Genomic DNA, 26551 nt, shown 5'->3' on the forward strand with positions numbered 1-26551 from the left:
GAAAGTGACCGTGCCCCCGTGCCCCTCTCTATAGGCACGGGCACGGGTCACGGGCATTTGGGTCACAACTCACCCATCGAACCCACCGAGAGCGTGCCCCCCGTTTGCCAGTCGTGCAGAACACCCACCAACAACCAACCGGCGGTCTGCTCGACCTGCTGGGCCGAGCGCATTGAGCACCAGCGCATCAAGGCCCAGTGCCGCCGGGCTGACCTCACCAAGCGCACAACCCCGAGGGAGAGCGAAGTGAAGAACCCCGAAGCACCGCTTTCTGTCGCCGTCTACATCGGCGGCCGATGGACTCTGCGGCTGGTCTGCCCGCACTGCGGCCACGTCCACAGCCACGGAGGCGGAACCGACCCGAACCCCGAGGTTGTGCGGTCCTACCTCGGACACCGCGCCGGCCACTGCCCAAGCGAGTGCGAGACGCACGGGCGACACGACCGAGGCGGTTACGTGCTGACCGACCCCGCCGACCTCATCGGCGAGATGCACCACGCGATCACCGAGGCGGACAAGTGAACGCCCTGGACGCCCTGCACATCGGCACGCTGCTGGTGGTCACCGCTGACGCATACATCGTCGGCCGCGTGATCGAACGTACCCGGCAGCAACGTCGTGACGCTCAACTGCGGGCGGTCGTCGATGATCTGCGGTTGTTCACCACACGGTCAGCGACACCACCCGAGATGGTGCCGGCGAGCGATCGGCGGATGGCATGACGACCACGGCCACGGACGCACTCACGCAGGCGTTGGTGCGCATGGCCGAGGCAGGTGACCGGCCCCGCTGCGGTGAGCCCGGCGCGCACGAACTGTGGTTGTCGGAGGACACCGAGGACCGGGCGCAGGCCGCCCGCTGGTGTGCAGGGTGCTCCGTCCTGGCCGAGTGCGCTGCAGCCGCCGGTGAACTCAAAGCCTCATTCGGCGTGTGGGCCGGACGCGACTACGGCGAGCGTGCCTCACGGCGAACGGTTGCGGAGCAGTGAACACCGTGGACGTGCTGCGCTGGGACGAGCACCACGCGGTCGCCACGGTCGACGGCACCCGCGTACGCATCCGCCGAACAAGTCACCGCATCCGATGGGTCTGCGCTACCCACGGCACCACCGACCGACCCGCCTGCCCCCACACACTCGCGCTGGCTGCCACCACGGCACCACCGGAGAAGTACGTCAGCGCGGGTTCACAAACCGATCCACCCACCGGGCGAACCGCCCACCAACCGAAGGAGCAACACCCATGACCGACCCGACCGCGCTGCAGCGGCTCGCCGCAGCGATCGACCAGCAACCCGACCGGCAGCATCCACTCGACAGCCACAACACCGACGACGCTGCCGACCTGGCCGCACGCCTCGCGCTGACTGCCAACCCGAGCACGACCACACACAAGGAGAACAACCGATGAACACCAACACCGCTGACCAGATCACCGAGGTTCGCAACCGGATCGCCACCGCGGAGAGCGACACCGCGGCATCGACCGAAGCCGACCGCGCCAAGCTTGCAGACCTCGAACGGCAGGCCCAGGCCGAAGCCGAGGCCGAGAACACCCGGCGGGCCGCCCGCCGGCTCGCATGGGCACGGCACTACCTCCAGACCCGGCACACCGCCGAGGCCGGCGACGCACGCAAGGCGACGACCGCCGCCCGCCGAGAGTTCGAGCGGGTGCTCGCTGCACAACCGTGGGTAACGGCGATGCTCGAATGGCAGGGCGCGATCGACGCTGAGCACGCCGTCGCGCTACGAGCCGTACACGCCCGCCGCCTGACCGGCACCCCGGCAACGGAGCCGACCCCGCCGGCGAACGTGCTGCCCATGTCCAACAGTGAAGTGAGCTTCACACCCATCGGGCGCGTGCTGCACTACCTCGCCGACTCGCTCAACGACTACGACGCCGCCGCCGAAGTCGACACCCTCGCCGCCGCCACCGAAGGAGACGCCGACCCGTTGGCCGCCGCGCTCACGGCCACCGGCACCACCAAGGCCGACCCGCTGGCCTGGATCGCCCGTGACGGATCACGGCTTGACGTCGTGCAACATCACACCGACGACGGCCCGCAGACCATGCACCGCAACCCGAACACCGACGAATGGGTGATGACCGACCAGACCGGGCGCGTGACCGCCACGAGCTGGACCACCGCCGCCGCCCAGGGCCGAACCAGCAACCCGATCGACGGCTCCGAGTTCGGCAGCGTGCTCGACCCCGAGACCGGCAAGTTCGTCAAGCAGCGGGTCAACTGACCCGACACAGACCAGCGTGCGCCGCGTCAACGTCACCGACAGGCCGATCACAGGAGCGAAGGTGTCGAGCGCGGTTCTTTCTCCCGCTAAGACGCACCTGCGCGGCGCACGCTTCCCCACCAACCGCACCGACCCGCCGAGGGGGTGGGGCGAGGGGCCAGGCCGACTCTCTGACCGCCCGCCGGGGAGGCGAATAAACCTCCGGCGTACCGCTCAACCCCCGCTGGACGCCCCTCACGACCACCACACACGACAGGAGAACCGCCCATGCCGACCCCACGTAACGCCGCTAAACCGCACTCTCGAGCGCACCGTCGCCCGGTGAGCAGCGGACCCCGTAACGCCCTCATCGACCTTCCGGCGGGCGGCTGTCAGTTGCCGGTGCCCGAGATGCCGAAGGGCCGCGACTGGACCGATGCCGAGCGAGAACGCTGGGCCGAGCTGTGGGAGTCTCCGCAGGCTACGCAATGGGACGACAGCGCCCGCGGCGTGGTCGGTGTGCTGGTCGCCTACGAGACCGCGATTTTCAGCGGCAAGGCCGCGTCATGGCAGGCCCTCGAGGCGCGGCACGCGTCCGAGTCGCTGGGGTTGTCGCCGCGTGCCCTGGTTGCGCTGGGGTGGAGGATCGTCGGCGATGAGTAGGCGTCGGGCGGCCAGGCAGCCGACCCCGCGTGCCGCCTATGGGTTGCCGGCGCACCTGCAGTCAGGCCCGTGCATCGAGGTGTGGAGCGATGAGGTTCGGGAGCCGGCCTACCAACAGGATGCGACGTTTCGCCCTGGTCGTCGTGCTCACCGTGCCCGGCGTGCCTGGCAGGAGGCTGTCGACGCGTGGGCTGTGGAGTCTGGTTGGGCAAGCAAGGAGCGTCCCGCGAGCAACGCCCGCAACCTTGCACGGACCCGCCGCCCGTGGTCCAAGCACTACTTGCTGTCGTCGGGGAGTGATGCCCTGGTGGAGTTCTTCGAGGGCCGCAGCAGTGAACGCCCCGACCTTGGTCCGGGCTGGTTGCCGCTCTATTGACGATGGGCGCGAGTTGAGCATTCGGGCATCGGTTTTGCAGACGTAGCGGACCTGCAGGGCAGGGCTGTTCGCTTTGGCTTCCCCGACCCCCGATCCGGCGACGGCACCTAGGCTGCGGCTCATGAGTGAACGAACCGGGCGTGCTGAGCGTTGGGAGCGCGCCACTGAGTGGCCCCTGATGGCGGCTGCGGTCGCGTTCCTGGTGGCGTACGCCTTGCCGATCCTGTGGCCCGATGTGGGCGCCACCGTTCGCGCGGTCTGCGAAGTGGCGCAGTGGCTGGCGTGGGCGTTGTTCGTCCTCGACTACGTTGTGCGCCTGTTGCTCGCCCAGCACCGTGGTCGCTGGGTGCTGCGGCACCTGCTCGACCTGGCCGTCATCGCACTCCCGCTGCTGCGTCCGCTGCGGCTGTTGCGATTGGTGACCTTGCTGAACGTCCTGAACCGTCGCGCGTCGGTTGGTCTCCGTGGCCGTGTGGCTGTGTACCTGGCCGGCGGCTCGGTGCTGCTGTCATTCGTTGCGGCGCTGGCCGTGCTCGACGCCGAGCGGTTGAACCCGGATGCTTCGATCACGTCGTTCGGTGATGCGTGGTGGTGGGCGTTGACCACGATGACCACGGTCGGTTACGGCGACACGTTCCCGGTGACCACCACCGGGCGGTTCATCGCGGCGGCGCTGATGGTGGGTGGCATCGCGTTGCTCGGAACTGTCACCGCCACGTTGGCGTCATGGCTGGCTGACCGCGTGCGTGAGGAAGAGGCCGCGTCCGACGACGTGCTGGTGGAACTGCGTGCGCTGCGGCGAGAGATCGCCGAGCTGCGAGCCGGTCAAGCAGACAGTTCGCAGGCGCGGACCACCTGATAGTGCCTCAGATCCTCACCTCGGTTACGGGGGCGGCAGACTTGCCGACCTGCAGGGATTGGGCGCGGGTGTCGTGATCGGCATTCACTTCGCAGGCGCGGACCACCTGGCGGTGGGCAGAGTTCTGGCATCCCCCACCAGGGTTACCCCCGATCCAGCCACCCCACTCGGAAGGGGCCAACACTTCTAGCCCGCTCCCGAGACGAGAGCAGGCTGTGCTGGACACGTAGGGCATCCGGCCGGACTACTGACTACGTGCTACCGCGTTCCCCGCACGCGCGGCTGTAGGACTTTTGTCGAGGCGGTCGCTGAGTTGGTTGGCGGCTAGGACCGTGAGGGAGGACGCCGCGAGAATCGTTCTCAGTTGTTGTAGAGCGAGGGCACCTCGTTGCCGGACCCGATGTAGTCGAGAGCGCGATATACCTCATGCGCTGCGTCGCGGGCGCTGAGCATCATTTCGACGGTGTGCGAGCGGTCGGACCCGGTGGGCGGTGCGACAACGACCTGATCGAAGTCACCGTCACAGTCGAGCGCGATGAGGACGAAGCCGCCTTCGGCGTTGATCGGGAGTCGCGGCCACGTCGGGCGAGTGGTCGCCATGAGGTCGTTCAAGTCGGAGTTCTCGGAGAAGTAGAGATCGTTCGACCCTTCGGTGATCCGGAGCTCAATCGGCGTGATGCGTTGTGCGGGCATGGTCAGTTTTCCTTTCGGTTGGGTTGGTGTTTAGTCGTCCATCTGACTGGCGAGCCGGATGATGGAGGCAGCAACGTCGAGTGCTGTGCGCTTGGTGAGCACGGCCCATTCATCGGTTCGGACGTGCAGGGCGAGTTCGCCCTCATACCAAGCGAGTTGGACCGCTACGGCGTCGGAGCGCTCGGGTACGTTCCACTCGATGTGAACCTCGGTGAAGGTGTCGGCGCTGCGGATGGTCTGCCCATCGACGCCGATCCAGCCGTTGCGCTTTTCCTGCCAGGTCACGCCGACCACCGAGCCGGGTGCTCAACCTCGGGCGCAGGTGTCGTTGAAAGTGACGGCTGCTCAGTCCGGTGAAGCAAGTAGTGCAGGCGCAGCACCGCGACGATGAGAGCGCCGAGGACGGCAAGCAACGCGGTGCCCTGCAGGTAGGTGCACAACGACACCCACACGGATACGATCGATCCCACGGTTCCCGCTCCCTTTAGCGGTTGAAGCCGAGGCCTCAGTGGAGTGTTAGCGCACTCGCTGGGGCCGCACTCATGTCGAGTACAGGGTTATCGTTGCTATTGCTGTTCCGGTGGTGTTCCTCGTCCTGCCGGTGACCATCCTCTTCGCGGTCTGGCCAGGGCTGTCCGCGCTCAAACTCACGATGTGAATTGCATTGTGTCTCAAGGGAAAACACGGAGGTAGGAACAATGAGCGGTCTGCAGAGAATGTCCGACCGGATGCTGCGCCGACTGGTCGAGCTGCGCGGCGAGGGTGAGCGCGGCGACGTGCCGGGCTGGGTTCTGATCACCTTGATGACCGCAGGACTGGTCACCGCGATCTGGCAGTTCGCCCAGCCTCAGCTCACCAGCTTGTTCGACAATGCCATCCACGGCGTCAACGGCGGAAAATGAGTCCGATCGCGAACGGGGCAGCGCCGTCGCGGAGTTCGCGATGGTCGGATCTTTACTGGTCGTGCTCTTCCTCGGTGCGTTCCAGGTGGGGTTCGCCTTGTTCGTGCGCAACTCTTTGACGGCGTACGCCGTCGAGGGTGCCCGTTACGGTGCTCGCGCCGACTCGACACCGGCTGCCGGTGCCGATCGAACCCGTGGCCTGATCGATCAAGCTTTGGACGACCGGTTCTCCAGTGACGTGAGTGCGAGTGAGACGACCGAAGGCGGTGCGCGCGTCGTCGTGATCAAGGTGCGTGCGCAACTTCCGGTGCTCGGGCCTTTCGGTCCACCAGGCGGGCTCGAAGTGTCCGGGCGGGCGTACGCGGAGGCGCAATGAGGCATGCTCTGAGCACGCTGGTCGAGCGGATACGCGTCCGATTGCGGGAACCCGAACGCGGCAGCGCCGTGCTGGAGTTCCTCGTCGTCGGTGTGCTGCTCACACTGCCGGTCTTCTATCTGGTCATCACCTTGTCCAGGATGCAGGCCGGGGCCTACGCGGTCTCCGGGGCGGCGCGCGAAGCCGGCCGCATGTACGTCACCGCCTCGGACGACGCGAGCGCGGCCGGACGCGCCGATGCAGGGGCGGCGTTGGTGTTCGCCGATCATGGTCTGAGCGGCGATATGACGGTCGCCTGCTCAGCATCGCCGTGCCTGACCCGTGGCGCCCAGGTCACCGTGCGCACCGCTGTTGACGTCGATCTCCCGCTGGTGCCCGATTTCCTCGGGGCAGTGGTTCCCACCTCCGTGCGCATGACCAGCACTCACGTCGAATCGGTGGGGAAGTACCGCGAATGAGGTGGCTCGTGCGCGCGCTCGTCACCCGTCTGCAGCGAGACCCCGAAGGTGGACGCATCTTCGTCCTCGCGGCCGGACTGTTCGCGATACTCGGCCTCCTTGTCGTGGGTGGCATCGACGTCACGGCAGTTCAGTTGGCCAAGATGCGGGTGCTGAACGCAGCCGACTCCGCGGCCCTCGAAGCGGCCGACAGCGTGGACGAAGGATCGGTGTACCGGGGCGGGCTGGCGGGAGGAGTGCCACTGACCGACGCACGAGTGGGCCAGGCAGCGCAGGGAAGCCTGTCCCGGCAGGAGGTGCCGGCGAATGTCCAGGCCTGGCAGGTGGTGAACGGTTCGGCACCGGGCAACAACACGGCCGTCGTACGCGTCCAGGCACTGGTCCGGCCGCCGATCACCGGGGGCTTCCTGTCGTTCCTCGGCACCGAGGTATCGGTGACCGTCGAGTCACGAGCACGTTCCATCGTCCTACCGTGAGTGCCGAACCCACTGGGTCTGCCAGGTGGGCTCGGCGCGCATCAGTAGGTTCGGCAAGTGCGCGGCACTGCCGTAGGCTTGCCGACTGTGGCTGTTGATTTTGCGGTGGAACTGAAGGAACTTCGTGCGACGATGAAGTCGGTGAGTGACGTGACCGACATGGGCGCGCTCCGGGCTCAGATCACCGACCTCGAGGAGCAGTCCGGCGCCCCCGACCTTTGGGACGACCCCGACAAGGCGCAGCAGGTGACCAGCGCTCTTTCGCGCGCCAACTCCGAGATCGAGCGCATCGAGACCATGGACCAGCGCATCGACGACCTCGAGGTACTGGTCGAGATGGCCACCGAGGAGAACGACGCCGACACCCTCGCCGAAGCCGAGCGTGAGCTGATCTCGATCCGCAAGGCCGTCGGCGAACTCGAAGTGCGCACCCTGTTGAACGGCGAATGGGACCAGCGCGAGGCCGTCGTCACGATCCGCGCCGGAGCGGGTGGCGTCGACGCCGCCGACTTCGCCGAGATGCTCATGCGCATGTACCTGCGCTGGGCCGAGCGTCACGGCTACCCGACCAAGGTGATGGACACCAGCTACGCCGAGGAGGCCGGCCTGAAGTCGGCCACCTTCGAGGTCAACGTGCCCTACGCGTACGGACACCTGTCGGTCGAGGCCGGCACCCACCGCCTGGTGCGGATCAGCCCGTTCGACAACCAGGGCCGACGCCAGACCAGCTTCGCCGCGGTTGAAGTGATCCCGTTGATCGAGCAGACCGACTCGATCGAGATCCCCGAGAACGAGCTCAAGATCGATGTCTTCCGCTCCAGCGGCCCCGGCGGCCAGAGCGTCAACACCACCGACTCGGCGGTGCGCATGACGCACATCCCGACCGGTGTGGTCGTCTCGATGCAGAACGAGAAGAGCCAGATCCAGAACCGCGCCGCCGCCCTGCGCGTCATGCAGTCCCGACTGCTGTTGCTCAAGCGCCAGGAGGAGGCCGCACAGCGCAAGGAACTGGCGGGCGACTCCACCGCGAGCTGGGGCGACCAGATGCGCTCGTACGTGCTGAACCCGTACCAGATGGTCAAGGACCTGCGCACCGAGCAGGAGACCGGCAATACCTCGGCAGTCTTCGACGGCGAGATCGACGCCTTCATCGAGGCCGGCATCCGCTGGAAGCGCACCGGCGAAAAAGACTGACGCACAGCGTTTTTCGCGAGTGATTGCACGACAATCGGCTCGGACATCGATGGATGTCCGAGCCGATCCCCTTTGTAGCCGGCGAGCCGATCAGTGGTGGTTGTCGATCGTCATCGCCGCGGTCACGACACCGCCGCGCCAGCCGCCCGCGAGCGTGCACCATGGGTAGACCTGCCCATGCGTCAGGACCATGCCGCAACGCCATTTGGCCGGGCGTCCGGCGTGCCGTCCGGGGCCGGACGCTACCGCGGCGTACGGTGGCGATGCCCCGGCGAGGATCTCGCTGCGGCCGCACCATCCGACCGACGTGAGGCCTTGCTCGAACCCGCATGATCACCTTCGAGAACGTCACCAAGCGGTACACAGTCAGCACCGACCCGGCACTGGCGGATGTGTCGATCGACGTGGGGCGCGGCGACTTCGCCTTCCTCATCGGGACCTCCGGCTCCGGCAAGTCGACGATGCTGCAGTTGATGACCCGCCAGATCACCGCGTCCCGCGGCGCGATCCTGGTCGCGGGCCGCGACCTGCGTACGTTGCCCGACCGGCACGTGCCGCAACTGCGCCGGGACATCGGGGTCGTCTTCCAGGATTTCCGGTTGCTGGAGAACAAGACCGTCACGCAGAACGTCGCGTTCGCCCTGCAAGTGCTCGGTACCAAGCGGCACCGGATCAAGCAGATGGTGCCCGAGATCCTCGAACTGGTCTCCCTCGACGGCCTGGCCAAACGGCGACCGCACGAGTTGTCCGGCGGCGAGCAGCAGCGCGTCGCGATCGCGCGGGCGATGGTGAAGAAGCCCCAGATTCTACTGGCCGACGAACCGACCGGAAACCTGGACCCTGACACCAGCACTGAGATCGTGAAGGTGCTGGAGCGGATCAACAAGACGGGTACGACCGTCGTGGTCGCAACCCACGACGAGCGCATCGTCGACCTGTTCCGCAAGCGGGTCATCGAACTGCACAATGGCAAGTTGGTGCGCGACGAGCAACTCGGCAGCTACATCGCCGAGCCTGAACCCGGCGTCCGTCGGCGCGGACGGTTGGTGAACTGAGGTGCGACTGCGGTTCATGCTCGGCGAAGTGGGCAGCGGAATTCGCCGCAACATGTCGATGATCATCTCCGTCGTGCTGGTCACGATGGTGTCGATGTTCTTCCTCGGTCTCGGTCTGCTTGCCCAGAAGCAGGTCACGATGGCCAAGGGGTACTGGTACGACAAGGTCGAGGTCTCGATCTTCATGTGCACCAAGGACTCCTCGGCGGCCGCCTCGTGCGTCGACGGTGCGGTGACCCCGGCACAACGCGACCAGGTCAAGCGTGACCTGGAGAGCATGAAGCCGCTGGTGGAGGAGATCCACTACGAGTCCGCCGCGCAGGCGTACGAACGGTTCAAGCAGCAGTTCAAGAACAGCCCCTACCTGGGCGATGTCGGTCCTGACTCCATGCCTGCGTCCTTCCGGGTGAAGCTGTCCGACCCCAGCCGTTACGCCGAGGTGGTGGCTGCCATCGACGGATCGCCCGGGGTGGAGGCGATCACCGACCAGCGCAAGGTGCTCGACACCTTCTTCAAGCTGCTCGGTGTGCTCAGCGTCGCCGCCGTCGGTCTCGCGGCGCTGATGGTGCTGTGCTCGATCCTGCTGATCAGTACGACGGTGCGACAAGTGGCGTTCAGCAGACGGCGCGAGGTCGAGATCATGCGCCTGGTGGGCGCCTCGGCCACGACCATTTACCTGCCGTTCGTCATCGAGGTGGTCCTGGCTGCTCTACTTGGTGCCGTGCTGGCCGGGGTTGCGCTGTGGCTGCTGGTCGTCAAGGGCGTGGCCGATCTGTTTTCGGCCGAGGGTCGCGGGGGTGACGTTATTGCGCTCATCGGTGCGGACGAGGTGTGGCAAGTCCTACCCTGGTTGGTGGGTGGAGCCGTCGTGTTGTCCATCCTCGTCTCATGGTTGAGCCTGCGCCGTGTGGTGAGGGTGTAGGTGTGACGCAGAAAGGCACAAGCGACGTGGAGCGAACTGAACGAGGTCTGCGCCCGACCCTGCGACGCGGTGCAGCCATCGCGGCACTGATGATGCTCGTTCCCGGCGGGGCAAACGCGGCAGCGGAGGATCCCGGCGACCAGAAGGCCAAGATCGACCGGCAGATCATCGCGACGGCCGGCGGGCTCGACGCCGTGAGTCGTCAGTTGATCGCTGCCTCGGACGCACTGCGTCGCACCGACGGCCTGCTGGCGAAGGCACGTACCGACCTGGGCACCAAGCAGAAGGCGCTCACCGGCGCCGAGAACCACCTCAAGGGTGTCAACAGCCAGCTCAAGATCGCGCAGTCCGAGGAGCGTCGGGCCCGCGGTGACCTGACCACGATCAACACCAATCAGGTCAGGACCAAACGTCTGGTGGGTGGTGTGGCGCGGCAGAGCTACATGACCGGTGGTCTGGGGTCCTTCGACCTCACGCTCCAGATCCTGATGAGTCGCAAGAACCCGTCGGAGACGATGTCACTGGCCGACATCGTGATGCGCCAGCAGAACGGCGTCCTGACGAGCCTGGCGGGGGAGAAGGCGTCCAAGACCGCTGCGATCAACCGGCTCGGTGCTGCCAGCCGGCGAGTCGCCCGGCTGAAGGTGCAGGCCGGCACCGCGGTGACCGCGGCGACGACTGCTCGCAACAACGCGCGGTCCGCCAAGACCCGCCTGGAGTCACTGCGACGCACCCAGATCACCCAACGCGACTCCCTCGAACGGCAGCGCAAGGCCGACCTGAAGCTGCTGGCCTGGCAGAAGGGCGAGTCCTCCCGCCTGGGCCGGGTGCTGGCCTCGCGCGCCGCAGCCCGCGCGAAAGCGGCCCGGCAGGCACGCATGGCCGTGCCGCCACCGGCGGCTGCCCCGCGTGCGCCCAGCCGCAGCAGCGGCTTCCTCGAGCCGCCCGCGTCACCGAGTTCGATCGTGTCCGAGTTCGGCATGCGTCGCAACCCGGTGCTGAAGATATGGATGCTGCACGCCGGCGTCGACTGGGCCCTGGCCTGCGGGACGCCGGTGTACGCGTCCGCCGCCGGCGAGGTGGTCACCGCGACCTACAACAGCGTGGCCGGCAACTACGTGGTCGTCGACCACGGGTTCGTCCGTGGGGTCAACCTCGCCACGATGTACGAGCACCTGTCGGCGTTCGCCGTCCGTGGCGGCACGGTGAAGAAGGGCCAGCTGGTGGGGTACGTCGGCACCACGGGTCGGTCCACCGGTTGTCACCTGCACTACACGACGTTGAATGACGGACAGGCCGTCGACCCCCGCAGCTGGATCGGCTGATCAACCGGCGCTGATCCGCAGGACGCGGTCGTCGCTGCCGTTGCTGGTGGTCACGTACAACGCGCCGTCCGGACCCTGACGGGCTGCACGAAGGCGTCCGTACGCCTCGTTCACCGGCTTCGGAGCCTGTGTCGAGACCACCCTCGTCCCCGACAAATCAAGGTGCAACACAAGGAGTTTCGAACCTTTGAGCGCCGTCGTGACGAGTGCGCCGTCCCAGTTCTTCCATTGCTTGCCGGTCAGGAAGGTCGCCGCACAGATCGCCTCTGTCATGTCGCCGGACGACCACACGGCCGGCACCGCGTCGGGGAAGCGGTCGGTGTCGGTCATCGACACCGACTCGTCGTAGTCGTCCTGGCTACCGCCCTTGCTGGGGTCCCAGCCGTAGTTGGCGCCCTTGCGCAGCAGGTTGATCTCGTCGTTCTTGTCGGGTCCGTGTTCGGCGACGTACACCCGTGACCCGCGTACGGCCACGCCCTGGACGTTGCGGTGACCGTACGTCCACACCAGGCGCTCGCCGGCGTTCGAGGAGGACGCATACGGGTTGTCCGCAGGCACTTTGCCGGTGCGTGGATCGATCCGCAGCACCTTCCCGCCGAGGCTCGAGCGGTCTTGCGGCACAGCCGCATCCGCCGTATCTCCGGTGCCGACGTACAACATGCCGTCCGTGCCGTAGTCCATCCGGCAGCCCGAGTGACGTCCGCTGCCGGCAACAGGGAGCCCGGTCAACAGATCGCGGACGCGGTCGGCACTGCGACCGTCCGGCGAGAGTTTCCGCACGACGAGACGGATGTCGACCTCGCGGTGGGTTTCACAGGTGAGGAACTGACGCGATGTCGCGAAGTCCGGCATCAGCACCAGACCCATCAGACCACCCTCGCCGCGTGCGTTCAGAGAGTCGAGGTCGGCAGCGACGGGTGTGCGCTGTGCCCCGGGCCGCGTCGAGGACAGCAGGGACAGGCGGCCCGATCGTTCGGCCACCAACATCTGGCCACTCGGCAGGAACGCAAGATCCCAGGGGTGCTCCAGCCCGCCGGCGACCGGCCGGACGGTGAGCCTGGGGGAGTCGGAGCCCGCCGGTGTGGTCGACGGTGTGGTCGACGGTGAGGACCCGCCAGAGCCTGAGGGTGAGGATTCGCCGGAGCCGGGTGACCCCGAGGTGCAGCTCGCGAGCAGGAGCGCGGCCACCATGACCGTTCCTGCCGTGCGCCTGCGCATCGCGCCTACCTGCGACCGCGCTTGAACGCGTTCGACATCGCCCGCTCGGCTTCGCGGTTGTCCTGCCGTTCGCGCAGCGACTGCCGCTTGTCGTGCAGCTTCTTGCCCTTCGCCAGGCCGATCTCGACCTTCGCCTTGCCGTCGAGGAAGTACAGCGACAGCGGGATGAGCGTGTGCCCGGACTCGCGCGACTTGGCGATCAGCTTGTCGATCTCGGCGCGGTGCATCAGCAGCTTGCGACGGCGCTTGGCCGAGTGGTTGGTCCAGGTGCCCTGCAGGTATTCGGGAATGTGGACGTTCTCCAACCACAGCTCGCCGTTGCGTTCGCCGGCGAAACCGTCGGTGAGGTTGGCGCGCCCCATGCGCAGGCTCTTCACCTCGGTGCCCATGAGGACCAGGCCCGCCTCGACCGTCTCCTCGATGAGGTAGTCGTGGCGCGCCTTCTTGTTGTTGGCGATGATCTTCTTGCCGGCTTCACGGGGCATACCGAGAAGGATACGTGCCGAAACGGGTGCAGCCCCACCGAATTGTCGGTGGGGCTGCCCAGGGTGTGGCTGCTTGTGGTGCTGATCAGTCGGCGGTCTTGCGCAACCGCCACTGGGTCAACGCGGTGAAGACGGCCGCGAGCACCAGCAGCATCGCGACGCACAGGATCCAGGTGCCGGAGGAGTGCGACCACAGTGGGTCATCGACGTCGGCACGATAGGCGGCGAACTGTTCGCCGTCGGGGATCCAGTCCTGCAGACCGACGGTGGACACGGCCGCGGCGTACCCCCAGCGACCCGGGGTGAACCAACTCAGCTGCTCCATGACCGCTCGCCCGTCGACAGGGAACAGGCCACCGCACAGCACCATCTGCGTCATGATCGACACCACGAGCAGCGGCATGACCTGCTCGCTGGTCGTCACGAAGCTCGACATCAACAGGCCGAGCGCGACCGCGCAGAAAGCGGTGAGCCAGGTGGCGATGATCAACTCGATCAGTCCGCTGCCGAACATCACCGCCGACGACGGACCGGGCTTGACCAACGTCACCAGGACGACCAGCACGATCGACTGCAGCAGCGTCAGGAAGCCGAAGATCGCCAGTTTGCTCCACAGGTACGCCGCCGGTGACAGACCGACCGCCTTCTCCCGGGTGAAGATGGCGCGCTCGCCGACCAGTTCCCTGATGCTCGCCGCCGTGCCCATGAACAGCGCCCCGACGATGATCACCACCAGCAGGACGCGTGGTTCGGCGGTGTTGATCTGATCGGCCGGCGGAGTGGCCAGTCCGTGCTTGCTCGGGACGACCATCACCAGGACGGCGAGCACGACCGGAAGCAACAGCATGAACGCGGTGTAACCCTTGTCGGCGAAGATCACCTTGAGGTGCCGCCGCGCGAGCGTCGACAACTGCGAACCGATGGACTGCTGCCTCGGCGGCTTCTCCAGCGGACGTTGCGCAGGACGACGAGCCGACAGCGGTGCTTCGATCTGCTCGGCCTCGAGCGGGGAGGCCTTGAAGCGCTGCTTCGATCCCTCGGGATCGCGGGCGACCTGAGTGAACACGTCGGCGTGGTCGGAGAGCCCGAAGAAGGGCAGGACCTGGTCGGGCGGTCCGAAGTAGGCGACCTTGCCACCAGGCGCCAGCAACAGCACCTTGTCGCAGACGTTGAGGTTGGCGACACTGTGCGTGATCACCACGACTGTGCGACCGCCGTCGGCCAGGCCGCGCAGCGTGTGCATGACTTGCTTGTCCAGGCCCGGGTCGAGACCGGACGTCGGTTCGTCCAGGAACAGCAGCGAGGGTCGGGTCAGCAACTCGAGCGCGACCGAGGTGCGCTTGCGCTGGCCACCGGACAGCTTGTCGACCCGGGTGTCGGCGTGGGCGGTGAGGTCGAGTTCGCCCATGACCTCATCGACCCGGCGGTCGCGCAGGTGCTTGTCGAGGTCGTCCGGGAAACGGAGCTCCGCGGCGAACCGCAGCGCCTGCTTGACGGTGAGCTGGCGGTGGACGACGTCGTCCTGCGGCACGACTCCGATGCGGTGACGCAGGTCGTCGAAGTTCTCGTACAGGTCTCGTCCGTCGTAGTAGACCTCGCCCTCGGTCGCCTGCTGCGAACCGGTCAGCGCCTTCAACAGCGTCGACTTGCCGGCGCCCGACGGGCCGATGACCGCGAGCAGGCTGGACCCTTCGAGGGCGAACGAGATGTCGTCCAGCAGCTTCTTGCCACTCGGCAACTCGAAGGTCAGATGGTTGGCGACGAAGTTGACGTCACCCTCGTCGAGGCTGGCGACGAGCTGACCGCGCAACACCGTGAACCGCGAGTGACCGACGGCCAGCAGGTCGCCCTCGCCGAGACGTCCCGCGGTGATCCGCTGACCGTTGATGTACGTGCCGTTGCGGCTGTCGAGGTCCTGGACGTCGAACCCGACACCGTTCGGCACCAGGCGAGCATGCACCCGGGAGACCAACAGGTCATCGACGACGACCTGGTTCTCCAGGCCGCGACCGATGGTCAGCGTGCCCTGAGCCGCACCCGGGCCCGGGGCGCCTGCACCGCCCGGGCCGCCCGGGCCGCGCTGTCCGCCCGGCCCGCCGGCAGGAGCCAGCACCTGAGGAGCGGCGCCGCTCAAGGCTGTCGGGCGACCGTCGGACGGCGCCCGCATCGCATCCTGCAACTGGTAGCGGTCGAACACCACACCGGTGTGAGAGGGGACGCGAGGCACCGACGAGGTCGCGGGCAGGCGCTTGGGTAAGGGTCCGCTCGGACCACCGCCGGGACGCGTGGGTCCGGTCGGTCCCGAAGGGCCACCGGTCACCGGGCGTGAGCCGGGACCGGGCATGCGGGCTCCCGCCGAGGGCATCGGCGCACTCGTGGAACCGCCGGTGGTACCCGAGTCACGGATCACGACACCGATCGGCTGCGCATCCAGACCGCCGAACTGGACGCGTCCACCGGCGGCAACGATCGTGGGCCCGCTGATCCGCTGACCGTCGACGAAGGTGCCATTGGAGGAGCCGAGGTCGGTGACCTCGATCCGGTCACCCGTGCGGCGCACCTGGGCGTGCCGGCGCGAAGCACCCGCGTCGGTGATCATCAGGTCGTTGTCGCGGCTGCGGCCGATGGTCAGGATCTGGTTGTTGGCGATACGGCGTGAGTTGTCGCCGTACGTGATGCGGACATCGGTCATCGACCCGTCCCCCTGGTCGTGGTGGTCATGTGCGTACTCGCGGCAGGTTCGAACAATCGATCAACAAGCGGTCTCCGTCTCGTGAGATCAGATCGTCACCAGCCAGCCGTCGCGCACCTCGAACGTAGTGCCACCCACGCCGATCCGGTCGCCTTCCTGCAGGTGCGAGCGCTCGACCCGGCGTCCGTTGACATAGGTGCCGTTACGGCTGCCGAGGTCCTCCAACAGCAGTCCTTCGTCGTCGGCGGTGATGCGCAGGTGCTTGCGCGAGACCAACATGTCGTCGAGGACGATCGAGTTATCGCGTCCACGCCCGATGGTCAGTGCATCGTCGTCGGAGTCGGTGGCCGTGGAGCCTGCACCGGACTCGCCCGGGGCATCGTTCGCGGGCGGAGCCGGGATCGCGTCACCCGCCGACGGGTCGGTCGCCATCGGGCTCTCGGCCGCCAGTCCCTGGTGGTGGGCGGACCAGGCGTCCTGCGCCTCGGCCTGGCCCTGTCCTTGCTGGTAGCCCTGCTGATAACCCTGGGGCTGCCCCTGCGCCGGGTACGAGGCGTCCCGCTGGAAGGGCTGTGCCTGCGGCCCGTCCATCGGCGGGCGGTGCACCTCACCGGGGGCGCGGTCGTCGTGGCCACCGAACGGCTCGGGCTGCTGCGCCGGACGGGCGTACGGGTCGTAGCCGCCCTGCGATCCGTCGTCCGGTCCACGCCGGTCCTCGCCGCCGAAGTCGTCGTCGTCGGGACGGTGGTGCATGGTGGCCTGACCGTCCGCCGGGGCACCAAAGTCGTTCGGTTCGTCGCGGTGGCTTTCGTCCTTGCTCAGGCTCAGGCCCGAGGACTGCTCGTCGGGCACATGGTGCTCGTGCTGGTCGTGCTGGTCGTGCGAGGTCTGCGGGACGTTCGGCTCGTGGGCCGGCGCCTGTGCTTCACGTGGGTCCTCGGAGTCGGAATCAGGCTCGACCTGCGCGACCTGCTCCTGCGAGGCGAAATCCTCGACCGGCTGCTGTGCCACCGGTTCATCGACGCGCACGTCATCACGTCGGTCATTCCGGTCGTTCGTGAAGCTGTCGCGCCGGGCGGGAGCATCGGAGGCCGCCGGCTCCTGCGTCCGCGACCACGAGGCCCAGGCGGACGACAGCGACTTCGGTTCCTCGTGTGCGGCTGCTTCGGCCGGCGCGTTCTCGCTCTCGGCGCCGAAGGCGGCCGGGCCTGTCCACGCGGGCGTCGCACCGGGCGAGGTGTCCTGCCAGACGATCTGCGCCGGAGCGCCGTGACCGCCGTGCGCGGGGGCGGCCGGGTGGCTGCCGAACTGCGGGTCGTGCGAGGTGCTCATCAGGTCTCCGACTTTCGTTGACGATCTGCGGTCCGGCGCACCGGCCGGACGTCGGTTCAGGTTACCGGGCAACTCACCCGTGAGGACGAATGCCGGACGATTGCCCCGACGCCCGTCAGGGCACGGCGGTTCCACCCGCTTAGGGTGGCGCCCATGCCCTTGGACTTCGATGTGCACGACCACACCCTCGACAACGGACTGCGCGTCGTGGTCGCGCCCGACCCGAGCGTCCCGGTCGTCGCCGTGAACCTCTGGGTGAACGTCGGTTCACGTCACGAGACGCCCGGCCGCACTGGACTGGCTCACCTGTTCGAGCACCTGATGTTCCAGGGGTCGCGCAATGTCGCCGAGGGCGAGCACATGCGCGTCCTGATGGGCCACGGCTCCCGGCTGAACGCGACGACCTGGTTCGACCGCACCAACTACTTCGAGACCGTCCCGACCGGCGTGCTCGATCTCGCGCTCTGGCTGGAAGCCGATCGGCACGGCTATCTGCTGGATGCCGTCACGCAGACCTGCCTGGACAATCAGCGCGACGTGGTGAAGGAGGAGAAGCAACAGCGCTACGACAACCGGCCGTACGGGCACGCGTTGGAGGACCTCTACGGCCTCGTCTTCCCCGAGGACCACCCCTACCACCACTCCACGATCGGCTCGATGGCCGATCTGGACGCGGCGACGCTGGACGACGTCCACGACTTCTTCAAGCGGCACTACGGCCCCAACAACACCGTGCTCACGTTGGTCGGCGACGTCGGTGCCGAACAGGGGATCGAGTTGGCGGACAAGTACTTCGGCGGTATCCCGCGCGCCGACATCGCGCTCGCCCCGCGCACGGAACCGTTGCCGCCGTTGACGGCGCCGCTACGTTTCGAGCGCACGGACGACGTACCCGACGACCGGCTCTACCTCGCGTTCCGACTCCCGCCCGACCACACCCGTGACTACCTGGTCGCCGAGGCGGCGTTCGACATCCTTTCGGGCCTGGCCACCTCGCGGCTGTACCGGCGGGCCGTCCGCAGCGAGCAGGTCGCCACCCACGTCTCGCGCAGTTGCATGGGTCTGCTCGACGGTGTCTCGCTCGGCCTGCTGACAGCGGACGCGGCCGAGGACTCGAGCATCGACCGGGTCGAGGAGGTCATCTGCGAGGAACTCACCCGTCTGGCCGACGAGGGCCCGACCGGCGCCGAGATGAAGGCCGCCTTCGCCGACTTCGAGCGCGGCTGGCTGCAGGCGCTCGCCGTGCACGAGGAGCGGGCCGACACGATCAGCCAGTCGACGCTGCTGCATGACGACCCGCAGTTCATCAACACCCACCTGGACGACGCCGCGACGGTCACCGCCGATGAGGTACGCCGGGTCGCGAGTGAATGGATGCGGCCCGGCTCCCGAGCTGTCGTCGTCCACAAGAAGGGAGCCGCAGCATGAACGCCGCCCGACCCGAGGTGCACCCGCCCGCGCCGTGGACCTTCCCGCAGGCGAGCGAGCACACGCTCGACAACGGACTGCAGGTCGCGCTCTATCCGTTGCCGGGACAACACGTCACCTCCACCCGTCTCAACCTCCCGGTTCCGCTGGCCGCCGAGCCGCGCGACCGGGAAGGGGTGATGACGATGGTCTCCCGGACGATGGACGAGGGCACCGCATCGCACTCCGCCGACGAGATGGCCGAACTGTTCGAGGGCAACGGCATCGCGCTGCACGCGGGCGTCACCCAGCACGGCATCTGGCTCGACCTCGAAGCGACCACCCGCAACGTCGAGACCGGCTTCGGGCTCGCGCTGGAATGCCTCACCCAACCGGCCTTCCCTGAGCAGGAGGTGAATCGCCATCGCCTGCAACGGATCTCGCAGATCGACCACGATCTCGCCGACCCCGGCTACCGCGGGACGTTGGAGTTCGTCCGTACCTTCTTCACCCCGCAGTCGCGGTTGTCCCGGCCCACCGGGGGAACGCGCGAGTCGCTTGCCGACCTCACCCGTGAGGACTGCGCACGCTTTCACGCCGACTGGGTGCGCCCGGGCGATGCGTTCGTGGTGGTGGCGGGTGACTTCGACGAACAAACGATGCTCGCTGCGTTGAACCGGACGCTGGGCGGTTGGCACTCCCAGACGTCCGCGCCGACGCTGGACGTCGCATCCGACCAGCCCGCGGACGACCGCAACCGCGTCGTCTTCGTCGACCGTCCGGGCTCGGTGCAGACCGAGATCCACCTCGGCTGGTTGGGCCCGGCCCGCGAGAACGGCACGCAGTGGGCGCCCTACCCGGTGTTGTCGTACGCCGTCGGCGGTTCGCCGCACGCCCGCATCGACCGGGTGCTGCGCGAGGAGAAGGGCTATACCTACGGGATGCGCGGCAGTTTCCGACCGCGGTCCGACTTCGGGCAGTTCATCGTCGCGGGCTCGGTGCGGGCGGACTCCACGCCCGATTCGTTACGGCTGCTGGGGGAGATCTTCGACGGCGTCGACGGCGGTCTGGACGCCGAGGAGCTGCGCGAGGGCGTCGATTTCCTGTCGATGACGGCTCCCGCCCGGTACGCCACTGCGGACGCGGTCGCCGACGAGGCAGCGTCGCTCCATTTCGTCGGCCTGGACACCTCGTTCATCACCGACTACCTCGCGGCCATGCGGTCGTTGACCCTCGAGGACGTGAACTCGGCCTGGCAGCAATGGAGTTCGCAGCCTCGGACGATCGTGCTCGTCGGTGATGCCGATAAGTACGCCGACCAAGTGGGTGCGCTCGGCATCGGCGATCTGACGGTCGTCTGACCTACGCCTCGGGTGCGCCCGACGTTCCCAAGCGGTGCAGCACCTCGTCGTGCAGCAGGCCGTTGCTGCTGACCGCGTTGCCGCTCCAGCAGCCGGGTTTCCCGTCGAGGCCGGTGAACCGGCCACCGGCCTCGGTGACGATCGGCACCAACGCAGCCATGTCGTAGGTGGCGAGTTCGGGCTCGGGCGCGATGTCGACGGCGCCCTCGGCGACGAGCACGTGCGACCAGAAGTCGCCGTACGCCCTGCTGCGCCAGACATCGTCCATCAGTTGCAGCATCGCTTCGCGCTTGCCGTGGGCGTCCCAGTCGCGCACGTTGGCGTACGACATCGAGGCGTCCTCGATCCGCGACACCTTGGACACGTGAATCTGCTTGGCGCTCTGCAGGTTTCGTCCGGTCCAGGCGCCGGTCCCCTTGCCCGCCCACCAGCGGCGCCCGAGTGCGGGGGCGGCGACGAGGCCGACCACCGGCTCGTCGTCCTCGACCAGGGCGATGAGGGTCGCCCAGACCGGCAGACCGCGGACGTAGTTCTTGGTGCCGTCGATCGGATCCACGACCCAGCGACGCGGACCCTCGCCGACCAGGCCTTGTTCCTCGCCTTCGACGGCGTCGCGCGGGCGGGCCCGTTTGAGCTGAGCGCGGATGATCTCCTCCGTCGCGATGTCGGCGTCGCTCACCGGTGTCAGGTCGGGTTTGGCGTTGACGATCAGGTCGTCGGCCCGGAACCGGCCCATCGTCGTCGGCTCGACCGCATCGGCGATCACGTGGGCGATACGGACATCATCGGAGTAACTCACGAGGACGACCGTAGCGACCCTGCTGTGGTGGCGCCGGGACCTGCGCGTCAGTCGTCCGCCTGGACGGTGCGGAGCGGGAGCTGTGGCGCACCGATGCCCAGCACGGTGTCCAACTGTTCGCACAACTGATCGGCGTCGACCAGACGCGTGCTGACCGGCGGCAACTCACGGATCACGGTGCGCAGACGTGTGGCCATCCCGGCAGCGTCCAGGTGCTCGGTCGGGTCGCGCAGCCAACAGGCCACGAGAGCGGTGAAGACCAGCTGATTGACGGTGATCTCGACCCGGGACCAGGATCCGAGCGTCACGGGGAGGTCCTCCTGGGCGATCTTCAGGATGCGGGCCGCCTGCAGTTGCTCGTAGGCGAGGTCGCGCCGCACCCGGAACCCCGTCTCGGATGCTTGATCGCCTGCCGCCAGGAGCTCCAACAGGTCAGCGGTCACTCGCAGCACCCGCCGGAACTGCCTGCGTACCAAAGCGATCGGCGCCCGTCGGTCGGTCGCCCACATCACCAGCAGGCTCACTCCGACGCCGATGAGTGTGTCGATGATGCGTTCGCCGACGACGTCACCCACCGCCTGCCCCTCGTTGCTTGTGGTGGTCACCAGCAGCGCCATCGGGGTCACGAAGAAGGCGGCGATCGCATAGTTGCGTACGGCGGTCCACTGGACCAGGAAGACCAGCACGAGGCAGATCGCGATCGCGGCCTCGAGCGGCGGGTGCAGCGCGTGGACGCCGATGAACACGACGATGCCGGCAAGTGTGCCGAGCATCCTGTGCAGTCCGCGGTGGGTGAGGGACAGGCGGTCGGTGCCCAGTGACATCACCAGAGCGGTCGTCATCACCGCCCAGAACGGATGGTGTAACTGCAGCCCGTACGAGACGGCACAGGTGAGCGCGATCGCCATGCCGATGCGGCGGGCGGCCAGCCACGGCAGCGACCGTGGAGAGAGTCCCCAGCGCAGCATGTACTCCACCGGTGGGGCACCCAGGTACCTGCGCTGAGCACCCGCCTCGACCTCGACGACCGCTCCCGGCAGCCACCGTTCGGCGACCTCGTCGATGACCTCGAAGTGCAGCTTGCGCAGCTCGATGAGCAACGAATGCCACTGTCGCCCAACAGGATTTCGTCCGGACGCTTCGGCGAGCGTCATGCTCGCGGCAAGCACCTCCGCGTAGGCGGCGTCCCGCAGTCGGGCCAGTTCGAGGGCGTCGTCCGAAGCTTTGTCCGTCGCCTCGGTGAGGTCTTCGACCGCATCGGCAGCCTTCGCCACAGCGAGGGTTTCGGCGGACTCCTTGGCGCGCGGATGTAGCACCAACGTCGTGACGGACGCGACCAGGCAACTGAGTGCGCAGACCGCCATCACCTGCCAGGCGCCCACCCCGATCGTCGGCAGGTAGGAGGCGATCGCGGGACCGATGATGAGGAACATCGGTCCCGGTGGGTCGGCCATCAGTGCGTTGTAGCCGAGCACCGCCGTCATGGCGATGGCGGTCATCGACAGCGTGAACAGCACGGGGTTGTCGCCGATGAGCACCGCGATCGCGCAACCGATCAGGTAGGCGGCGTCCATCCAGAGCAGGATGTGCAGCCGAGCGCGCCACGGGCGGCGGATCGCGGTGTTGCCGATGAAGGACCCGATGATCGACAGCAGCGCGAGTTCCTTGCCCAGCGTGGCCCAGACGACCAGTACGGTCACCGTCGTCATCGCGGTCGCGCGAAGGGCGACCTTCCACTGACCCGGCGCCGACTTGATCTCGGCGAGCGCCGACAGGTGGGAGCCGGCGGTGCTCAACCCGATCGCCACCGCAGCACCGTCACTCGTCCTCGGGGTTGCCCAGGCGCGAACGCAGCAAGCGGCGCAGCGACTCCAACCGGGCCGGCCCGGAATCGCCGGCGTGGCCGGCCGCGACCCAGGCGTCCAGCGCACAGTACTCGTTGTCGTGCGTGCACCCGCGTGGGCATTCCTCGGTGCCCGCCGCGAGTTCGGGGAAGTGGTCGATGAACGAAGCCGGATCGACGTGGGCCAGACCGAACGATCTGACGCCCGGGGTGTCGATCACCCAGCCGCCCTCGGGCAGCGGCAGTGCGATGGCCGAGGTCGAGGTGTGTCGGCCGCGTCCGGTGACGGCGTTGACGTGTCCGACGGCCCGGTCCGTCCCGGGCACGAGGGCATTGACCAAGGTCGATTTGCCGACTCCGGAGTGCCCCACCAGAACGGTCATCCGATCGTGGACCCGCTCGTGGACGGCGTCGAGCCCGGTGATGGTGCCGTCGTCCCTGACCTCGGTGACGACGTACGAAACATCTAGTCCCGCATAGGTTCTCATGAACTCGTCCGGATCGGCGAGGTCGGCCTTGGTGAGCACGAGCAGCGGCTCCATGCCGGCGTCGTACGCGGCGACCAGGCATCGGTCGACCATCCGCGGACGCGGCTCCGGATCGGCCAGGGCGGTGACGATCGCCAGCTGGTCGGCGTTGGCTACCAGCACCCGCTCCACGGGATCGGTGTCGTCGGCGGTGCGGCGAAGGAACGTGTCGCGCTCCTCGATCCGGATGATGCGGGCGAGGGAGCCCTCGGTGCCGGACGTGTCCCCGACGAGTCCCACGCGGTCGCCCGGAACGATCGGGCTGCGGTGCAGTTCGCGCGCTCGCATCGCGGTGACCGGGTGATCGTCGACCAGCACGGTCCAGCGTCCTCGGTCGACGGCGGTCACCATGCCGATGATCGCGTCCTTGTGCGCCGGGCGGTCCTTGGTGCGCGGACGGGTACCGCGCCGGTTCGGACGCACGCCGATGCGCGACTCGTCGTAGTCGTAGCGTCCGCCCACGGATCAGTCCCGACGCCCGAGCATCTGACCCCAGAGCCGGGTGAAGGTGGGAAGCGTCTTGCCCACGGTCGCGACGTCCTCGACCACGACTCCGGGCACCCGCAAGCCCAGCACTGCGGCGGCCATCACCATGCGGTGATCGCCGTAGGTGTGGAAGACGCCCTCGTGCAGTGGCGCGGGATCGATGCGCAGGCCGTCGTCGGTCTCGGTGACCTTGCCGCCGAGACCGTTCAGTTCGGCGGTGAGCGCCGCCAGGCGATCGGTCTCGTGGCCGCGCAGATGTGCGATGCCGCGCAACTGGCTGGGGGAATCGGCGAGCGCGGCGAGCGCCGCGACCACGGGGGTCAGTTCACCGACGTCGTGCAGGTCGAGATCGACCGCCGAGATCTGTCCGTCGCCGCTGACGGTGAGACCGTCGCGGTCCAAGCTCACGTCGGCGCCCATCGCGTCCAGGATGTCGCGGATCGCGTCGCCCGCCTGCGTCGTGAACTGCGGCCAGCCCGGCACGCGCACGGACCCTCCGGCGACCAGTGCCGCGGACAGGAACGGTGCCGCATTGGAAAGGTCGGGCTCCACCTCGACCTCGACCGGGCAGACCTCGGACGGTTCGACCCGCCAGGTGTTCGCGTCCAGATCGTCGACCACCACACCGGAATCGCGCAGCACCTCGACAGTCATCGCGATGTGCGGCAACGACGGCAACGGTTTGCCGTCATGGACCACGGTGATGCCCTGCTCGAAGCGGGCACCGGCCAGCAGCAGCGCCGACACGAACTGCGATGAACCGGACGCGTCGATCAGCACCGTGCCACCGCGCACCGAGCCGTTTGCGACGACGGTGAAGGGGAGAGCCTCGGCGCCCTCGGTGCGCAGTTCGACCCCAAGGTCACGCAGCGCACCGAGAACCGGCGCCATCGGACGGTTACGCGCGTGCGGGTCGCCGTCGAAGGAGACCTCGCCGTCGGCGAGAGCGGCGACCGGCGGCAGGAAGCGCATAACGGTGCCGGCGAGACCGCAGTCGATACGGGCCGGCCCGCGCAGGGCAAGTGGTTCGATCAGCCAACTCGGTTCGTCGTCGACCTCCTCCTCGATCACCTGCGTGCCGAGGCTGCGCAGGGCGTCGATCATCAAAGTCGTGTCGCGCGAGACCAGCGGACGGGTGATCCGCGAGGCGTCGGTCGCAAGTGCCGCGAGCACTGCGTACCTGTTGGTCAGGCTCTTCGAACCGGGCACCAGCACGGTCGAGTCGAGCGGGCCAGGGGCGGTCGGTGCCGGCCAGTCGCCGGTGGGAGTATGCGGATCCATCGGGTCCAACGGTAGTGCGAGAGCGCACGTGCGCGGCTCTAGGCTGGCCACATGTGTGGGCGATACGCAGCCAGCTTCAGCCCGGACGACATCGCCGACGAGTTCGATGTCGACGAGGACCGCACCGATGAGCACGCTCGATCGGTGTTGGTGAACCCACAGCAACCGCCGGCCGGTGCGCCCGACTGGAACATGGCTCCGACCAAGCAGTCGACCGTCGTGCTGACGCGTGTTCCGAAAGACGATCCCGACAACGCACCGGTCCGTCAGCTGCGCCTGCTGACGTGGGGTCTGGTGCCGTCGTGGTCCAGGGACACCAAGGTCGGTCTGCGAATGATCAACGCTCGATCCGAGACCTTGCTCGACAAGGGCGCATTCGCGAAGGCCGCGGTCGATCGGCGGTGCCTGGTTCCGGCTGACGGTTGGTATGAGTGGCAGGTCAGTCAGACCGCGACCGACGCGAAGGGCAAGCCGCGCAAGCAGCCGTTCTTCATCCGTCGTGGCGACGGCGAGCACTGTGCGTTCGCGGGTGTCTATGAGTTCTGGCGCGACAAGAGCAAGGACGCGGACGACCCGGACGCGTGGCTCACGACGTTCTCGATCATCACCACCGCGGCCGAGGCCGGCCTCGACCGCATCCACGACCGTCAGCCGCTGGTGCTCGACCGCGAGGTGTGGCAGCACTGGCTCGACCCGGACACCAAGGACCCGGACGAGGTGCGCGCGCTGCTCGAATCGCCTCCGCCGGGCCGTTTCGAGGCGTGGCCGGTCTCGTCCGCAGTCGGTTCCGGACGCAACAACGGCGAGCAGTTGACCCTGCCGATCGGCCGGGACGAGCTTCGGGGAGTCACCGACCCGACCACCGGCGAGATCATCGGGGCGTAGCGGATGTCGGTGCAGACCAGGCTGCAGATCACGGAGATCGACACTCCTCAGGGAGTCGGCCGAGCGCACATCGAGCGTGCGACGGATGCTCGCGGCACGGTTGTGGTGAGCCACGGTGCCGGCGGCGGGATCGAAGCGCCCGACCTGGTTGCGCTCCGTACCCTCGTTGCCGACGGTTGGAACTACGTCCGTGTCGAGCAACCCTGGCGGGTTGCCGGACGCAAGCTGGCGACGCCGCCCAGAACACTGGACGTGGCATGGGCGACGATCATCGCGGCGCTCACCGCGGGTCGCGGCAAGCTGCCCGGTCCGTTGGTCGTGGGCGGCCGGTCCGCCGGTGCCCGGGTCGCCTGTCGCACCGCGGTCGAGGTGGGTGCGGACGCCGTGCTGGCCCTGTCGTTCCCGCTGAGCGGGGCCGGCAAGTCCGACCGGGGCCGCGCGTGCGAGGTGCGTGGCGTGCTGGATGCCGGGCTGCCGATCGCGGTGGTGCAGGGAGCAACCGACCCGTTCGGCCGTCCGGACGATTTCCACGACGAGTTCGGTGACGCGCTGCCGGTCTTCGCGTGCAAGGGGGCGCACGGCTTCAGCAAGCAGCCCGACGACGTCGTGGCTGCGGTGCGGGACTGGCTCGGCACACTCGCCCGTTGAACCGCGCGTCTGGGTCGGGTGAGGCCGGAATGATCAGGTCCCGACGGGTGTTGGCCTGAGC

At 67.8% G+C, this 26551-nt stretch carries 32 protein-coding genes; 21 read left to right on the forward strand and 11 right to left on the reverse strand.

Annotated elements, in window-relative coordinates:
• Positions 1-246: 246 nt before the first annotated feature.
• From FB459_RS06145 to FB459_RS06180, 9 genes are all read left to right on the forward strand, one after another.
• Positions 247-522: a hypothetical protein gene (locus tag FB459_RS06145; protein ID WP_141927816.1), complete on the forward strand. Its 276-nt coding sequence runs from the start codon at positions 247-249 to the stop codon at positions 520-522.
• The gene (locus tag FB459_RS06150; RefSeq protein ID WP_141927817.1) at positions 519-722 is read left to right on the forward strand and encodes a hypothetical protein; all 204 of its coding nucleotides are present in this window, start codon (positions 519-521) and stop codon (positions 720-722) included. The genes FB459_RS06145 and FB459_RS06150 overlap by 4 nt, the downstream gene beginning before the upstream one ends.
• On the forward strand, positions 719-988 hold the full coding sequence (locus FB459_RS06155) for a WhiB family transcriptional regulator (protein ID WP_141927818.1): 270 nt from the start codon (positions 719-721) through the stop codon (positions 986-988). The genes FB459_RS06150 and FB459_RS06155 overlap by 4 nt, the downstream gene beginning before the upstream one ends.
• The gene (locus tag FB459_RS06160) at positions 985-1245 is read left to right on the forward strand and encodes a hypothetical protein (RefSeq protein WP_141927819.1); all 261 of its coding nucleotides are present in this window, start codon (positions 985-987) and stop codon (positions 1243-1245) included. The genes FB459_RS06155 and FB459_RS06160 overlap by 4 nt, the downstream gene beginning before the upstream one ends.
• Positions 1242-1409 carry a hypothetical protein gene (locus FB459_RS17210; protein WP_170221748.1) on the forward strand — a complete coding sequence of 56 codons (168 nt, stop codon included), beginning with the start codon at positions 1242-1244 and terminating at the stop codon, positions 1407-1409. Before FB459_RS06160 ends, FB459_RS17210 begins: the two co-directional genes overlap by 4 nt.
• Positions 1406-2248 carry a hypothetical protein gene (locus FB459_RS06165; protein ID WP_141927820.1) on the forward strand — a complete coding sequence of 281 codons (843 nt, stop codon included), beginning with the start codon at positions 1406-1408 and terminating at the stop codon, positions 2246-2248. The genes FB459_RS17210 and FB459_RS06165 overlap by 4 nt, the downstream gene beginning before the upstream one ends.
• A gap of 321 nt (positions 2249-2569) precedes the next feature.
• Positions 2570-2890: a hypothetical protein gene (locus tag FB459_RS06170; RefSeq protein ID WP_211345142.1), complete on the forward strand. Its 321-nt coding sequence runs from the start codon at positions 2570-2572 to the stop codon at positions 2888-2890.
• On the forward strand, positions 2883-3266 hold the full coding sequence (locus tag FB459_RS06175) for a hypothetical protein (RefSeq protein WP_141927821.1): 384 nt from the start codon (positions 2883-2885) through the stop codon (positions 3264-3266). Before FB459_RS06170 ends, FB459_RS06175 begins: the two co-directional genes overlap by 8 nt.
• Positions 3267-3387: 121 nt before the next feature.
• The gene (locus FB459_RS06180) at positions 3388-4125 is read left to right on the forward strand and encodes a potassium channel family protein (protein ID WP_141927822.1); all 738 of its coding nucleotides are present in this window, start codon (positions 3388-3390) and stop codon (positions 4123-4125) included.
• Positions 4126-4485: 360 nt separating this feature from the next.
• On the opposite strand, the gene FB459_RS06185 is transcribed toward FB459_RS06180, so the two are convergent.
• Genes FB459_RS06185 through FB459_RS06195 form a run of 3 tightly spaced genes read right to left on the reverse strand, consistent with a single transcriptional unit; the run spans position 4486 to position 5288 of the window.
• The gene (locus FB459_RS06185; RefSeq protein ID WP_141927823.1) at positions 4486-4818 is read right to left on the reverse strand and encodes a hypothetical protein; all 333 of its coding nucleotides are present in this window, start codon (positions 4816-4818) and stop codon (positions 4486-4488) included.
• Between the two features lie 30 nt (positions 4819-4848).
• Positions 4849-5103 (reverse strand): hypothetical protein, encoded by a 255-nt coding sequence (locus FB459_RS06190; RefSeq protein ID WP_141927824.1) that lies wholly within the window; start codon positions 5101-5103, stop codon positions 4849-4851.
• Complete coding sequence (locus FB459_RS06195; protein WP_141927825.1) at positions 5100-5288, reverse strand: hypothetical protein; 189 nt, start codon at positions 5286-5288, stop codon at positions 5100-5102. The genes FB459_RS06190 and FB459_RS06195 overlap by 4 nt, the downstream gene beginning before the upstream one ends.
• 228 nt (positions 5289-5516) lie before the next feature.
• Between FB459_RS06195 and FB459_RS06200 the strand changes: the two genes are divergently transcribed.
• The 8 genes from FB459_RS06200 to FB459_RS06235 all read left to right on the forward strand — a co-directional run bounded on the left by FB459_RS06200 (position 5517) and on the right by FB459_RS06235 (position 11526).
• Positions 5517-5720, forward strand: a complete 204-nt coding sequence (locus tag FB459_RS06200) for a hypothetical protein (RefSeq protein WP_211345143.1) — start codon at positions 5517-5519, stop codon at positions 5718-5720.
• Positions 5689-6096 carry a TadE family protein gene (locus tag FB459_RS06205; protein WP_141927826.1) on the forward strand — a complete coding sequence of 136 codons (408 nt, stop codon included), beginning with the start codon at positions 5689-5691 and terminating at the stop codon, positions 6094-6096. Before FB459_RS06200 ends, FB459_RS06205 begins: the two co-directional genes overlap by 32 nt.
• Positions 6093-6554 carry a pilus assembly protein gene (locus tag FB459_RS06210; RefSeq protein ID WP_141927827.1) on the forward strand — a complete coding sequence of 154 codons (462 nt, stop codon included), beginning with the start codon at positions 6093-6095 and terminating at the stop codon, positions 6552-6554. Before FB459_RS06205 ends, FB459_RS06210 begins: the two co-directional genes overlap by 4 nt.
• Complete coding sequence (locus FB459_RS06215; protein WP_141927828.1) at positions 6551-7030, forward strand: pilus assembly protein TadG-related protein; 480 nt, start codon at positions 6551-6553, stop codon at positions 7028-7030. The genes FB459_RS06210 and FB459_RS06215 overlap by 4 nt, the downstream gene beginning before the upstream one ends.
• Positions 7031-7117: 87 nt before the next feature.
• Positions 7118-8224 carry a peptide chain release factor 2 gene (gene prfB / locus FB459_RS06220; RefSeq protein WP_141927829.1) on the forward strand — a complete coding sequence of 369 codons (1107 nt, stop codon included), beginning with the start codon at positions 7118-7120 and terminating at the stop codon, positions 8222-8224.
• A gap of 329 nt (positions 8225-8553) precedes the next feature.
• The gene (gene ftsE / locus FB459_RS06225; RefSeq protein WP_141927830.1) at positions 8554-9279 is read left to right on the forward strand and encodes a cell division ATP-binding protein FtsE; all 726 of its coding nucleotides are present in this window, start codon (positions 8554-8556) and stop codon (positions 9277-9279) included.
• A gap of 16 nt (positions 9280-9295) precedes the next feature.
• On the forward strand, positions 9296-10201 hold the full coding sequence (gene ftsX / locus FB459_RS06230; protein WP_246092339.1) for a permease-like cell division protein FtsX: 906 nt from the start codon (positions 9296-9298) through the stop codon (positions 10199-10201).
• Positions 10202-10227: 26 nt separating this feature from the next.
• Positions 10228-11526, forward strand: a complete 1299-nt coding sequence (locus tag FB459_RS06235) for a M23 family metallopeptidase (RefSeq protein WP_170221750.1) — start codon at positions 10228-10230, stop codon at positions 11524-11526.
• Here FB459_RS06235 and FB459_RS06240 read toward each other — a convergent pair whose 3' ends face one another.
• From FB459_RS06240 to FB459_RS06255, 4 genes are all read right to left on the reverse strand, one after another.
• Positions 11527-12717, reverse strand: a complete 1191-nt coding sequence (locus FB459_RS06240; protein WP_141927833.1) for a PQQ-dependent sugar dehydrogenase — start codon at positions 12715-12717, stop codon at positions 11527-11529.
• A 32-nt stretch (positions 12718-12749) separates the two neighbouring features.
• Positions 12750-13229 carry an SsrA-binding protein SmpB gene (gene smpB, locus FB459_RS06245; protein ID WP_129627308.1) on the reverse strand — a complete coding sequence of 160 codons (480 nt, stop codon included), beginning with the start codon at positions 13227-13229 and terminating at the stop codon, positions 12750-12752.
• A gap of 85 nt (positions 13230-13314) precedes the next feature.
• Positions 13315-15921: an FHA domain-containing protein gene (locus FB459_RS06250; RefSeq protein WP_141927834.1), complete on the reverse strand. Its 2607-nt coding sequence runs from the start codon at positions 15919-15921 to the stop codon at positions 13315-13317.
• An 87-nt stretch (positions 15922-16008) separates the two neighbouring features.
• Positions 16009-17253, reverse strand: a complete 1245-nt coding sequence (locus tag FB459_RS06255) for an FHA domain-containing protein (protein WP_141927835.1) — start codon at positions 17251-17253, stop codon at positions 16009-16011.
• Positions 17254-17406: 153 nt separating this feature from the next.
• Here FB459_RS06255 and FB459_RS06260 point away from each other — a divergent pair, with 153 nt between their 5' ends.
• Together FB459_RS06260 and FB459_RS06265 are read left to right on the forward strand one after the other, a co-directional pair.
• Positions 17407-18681 (forward strand): M16 family metallopeptidase, encoded by a 1275-nt coding sequence (locus tag FB459_RS06260; protein WP_141927836.1) that lies wholly within the window; start codon positions 17407-17409, stop codon positions 18679-18681.
• Positions 18678-20021: a M16 family metallopeptidase gene (locus tag FB459_RS06265; protein ID WP_141927837.1), complete on the forward strand. Its 1344-nt coding sequence runs from the start codon at positions 18678-18680 to the stop codon at positions 20019-20021. Before FB459_RS06260 ends, FB459_RS06265 begins: the two co-directional genes overlap by 4 nt.
• Before the next feature lies 1 nt (position 20022).
• Here FB459_RS06265 and hisN read toward each other — a convergent pair whose 3' ends face one another.
• Genes hisN through aroA form a run of 4 tightly spaced genes read right to left on the reverse strand, consistent with a single transcriptional unit; the run spans position 20023 to position 24957 of the window.
• Complete coding sequence (hisN, locus tag FB459_RS06270; protein ID WP_141927838.1) at positions 20023-20820, reverse strand: histidinol-phosphatase; 798 nt, start codon at positions 20818-20820, stop codon at positions 20023-20025.
• A gap of 47 nt (positions 20821-20867) precedes the next feature.
• A complete protein-coding gene (locus FB459_RS06275; protein ID WP_141927839.1) occupies positions 20868-22628 on the reverse strand; it encodes an FUSC family protein in 1761 nt (586 codons plus the stop codon).
• 10 nt (positions 22629-22638) lie between these two features.
• On the reverse strand, positions 22639-23652 hold the full coding sequence (gene rsgA / locus FB459_RS06280; RefSeq protein WP_141927840.1) for a ribosome small subunit-dependent GTPase A: 1014 nt from the start codon (positions 23650-23652) through the stop codon (positions 22639-22641).
• Positions 23653-23655: 3 nt separating this feature from the next.
• Positions 23656-24957 carry a 3-phosphoshikimate 1-carboxyvinyltransferase gene (aroA, locus tag FB459_RS06285; RefSeq protein ID WP_141927841.1) on the reverse strand — a complete coding sequence of 434 codons (1302 nt, stop codon included), beginning with the start codon at positions 24955-24957 and terminating at the stop codon, positions 23656-23658.
• Between the two features lie 51 nt (positions 24958-25008).
• Here aroA and FB459_RS06290 point away from each other — a divergent pair, with 51 nt between their 5' ends.
• Entirely contained in the window at positions 25009-25842 is an 834-nt protein-coding gene (locus FB459_RS06290; RefSeq protein WP_141927842.1) for an SOS response-associated peptidase, read from the forward strand.
• Between the two features lie 3 nt (positions 25843-25845).
• Positions 25846-26490: an alpha/beta hydrolase family protein gene (locus FB459_RS06295; protein ID WP_246092340.1), complete on the forward strand. Its 645-nt coding sequence runs from the start codon at positions 25846-25848 to the stop codon at positions 26488-26490.
• Positions 26491-26551: the final 61 nt, after the last annotated feature.

The organism is Yimella lutea, assembly GCF_006715095.1.
Lineage (GTDB): Bacteria > Actinomycetota > Actinomycetes > Actinomycetales > Dermatophilaceae > Yimella > Yimella lutea.

Bases quoted from the DNA above. Each gene is read 5' to 3' on its own strand.
- FB459_RS06155 (WP_141927818.1), top strand. From the start codon at position 719: ATGACGACCACGGCCACGGACGCACTCACGCAGGCGTTGGTGCGCATG.
- FB459_RS17210 (WP_170221748.1), top strand. From the start codon at position 1,242: ATGACCGACCCGACCGCGCTGCAGCGGCTCGCCGCAGCGATCGACCAG.
- FB459_RS06165 (WP_141927820.1), top strand. From the start codon at position 1,406: ATGAACACCAACACCGCTGACCAGATCACCGAGGTTCGCAACCGGATC.
- FB459_RS06175 (WP_141927821.1), top strand. From the start codon at position 2,883: ATGAGTAGGCGTCGGGCGGCCAGGCAGCCGACCCCGCGTGCCGCCTAT.
- FB459_RS06180 (WP_141927822.1), top strand. From the start codon at position 3,388: ATGAGTGAACGAACCGGGCGTGCTGAGCGTTGGGAGCGCGCCACTGAG.
- FB459_RS06185 (WP_141927823.1), bottom strand. From the start codon at position 4,818: ATGCCCGCACAACGCATCACGCCGATTGAGCTCCGGATCACCGAAGGG.
- FB459_RS06200 (WP_211345143.1), top strand. From the start codon at position 5,517: ATGAGCGGTCTGCAGAGAATGTCCGACCGGATGCTGCGCCGACTGGTC.
- FB459_RS06205 (WP_141927826.1), top strand. From the start codon at position 5,689: ATGCCATCCACGGCGTCAACGGCGGAAAATGAGTCCGATCGCGAACGG.
- FB459_RS06210 (WP_141927827.1), top strand. From the start codon at position 6,093: ATGAGGCATGCTCTGAGCACGCTGGTCGAGCGGATACGCGTCCGATTG.
- FB459_RS06215 (WP_141927828.1), top strand. From the start codon at position 6,551: ATGAGGTGGCTCGTGCGCGCGCTCGTCACCCGTCTGCAGCGAGACCCC.
- ftsE (WP_141927830.1), top strand. From the start codon at position 8,554: ATGATCACCTTCGAGAACGTCACCAAGCGGTACACAGTCAGCACCGAC.
- ftsX (WP_246092339.1), top strand. From the start codon at position 9,296: ATGCTCGGCGAAGTGGGCAGCGGAATTCGCCGCAACATGTCGATGATC.
- FB459_RS06240 (WP_141927833.1), bottom strand. From the start codon at position 12,717: ATGGTGGCCGCGCTCCTGCTCGCGAGCTGCACCTCGGGGTCACCCGGC.
- smpB (WP_129627308.1), bottom strand. From the start codon at position 13,229: ATGCCCCGTGAAGCCGGCAAGAAGATCATCGCCAACAACAAGAAGGCG.
- FB459_RS06250 (WP_141927834.1), bottom strand. From the start codon at position 15,921: ATGACCGATGTCCGCATCACGTACGGCGACAACTCACGCCGTATCGCC.
- FB459_RS06255 (WP_141927835.1), bottom strand. From the start codon at position 17,253: ATGAGCACCTCGCACGACCCGCAGTTCGGCAGCCACCCGGCCGCCCCC.
- FB459_RS06260 (WP_141927836.1), top strand. From the start codon at position 17,407: ATGCCCTTGGACTTCGATGTGCACGACCACACCCTCGACAACGGACTG.
- FB459_RS06265 (WP_141927837.1), top strand. From the start codon at position 18,678: ATGAACGCCGCCCGACCCGAGGTGCACCCGCCCGCGCCGTGGACCTTC.
- aroA (WP_141927841.1), bottom strand. From the start codon at position 24,957: ATGGATCCGCATACTCCCACCGGCGACTGGCCGGCACCGACCGCCCCT.
- FB459_RS06290 (WP_141927842.1), top strand. From the start codon at position 25,009: ATGTGTGGGCGATACGCAGCCAGCTTCAGCCCGGACGACATCGCCGAC.
- FB459_RS06295 (WP_246092340.1), top strand. From the start codon at position 25,846: ATGTCGGTGCAGACCAGGCTGCAGATCACGGAGATCGACACTCCTCAG.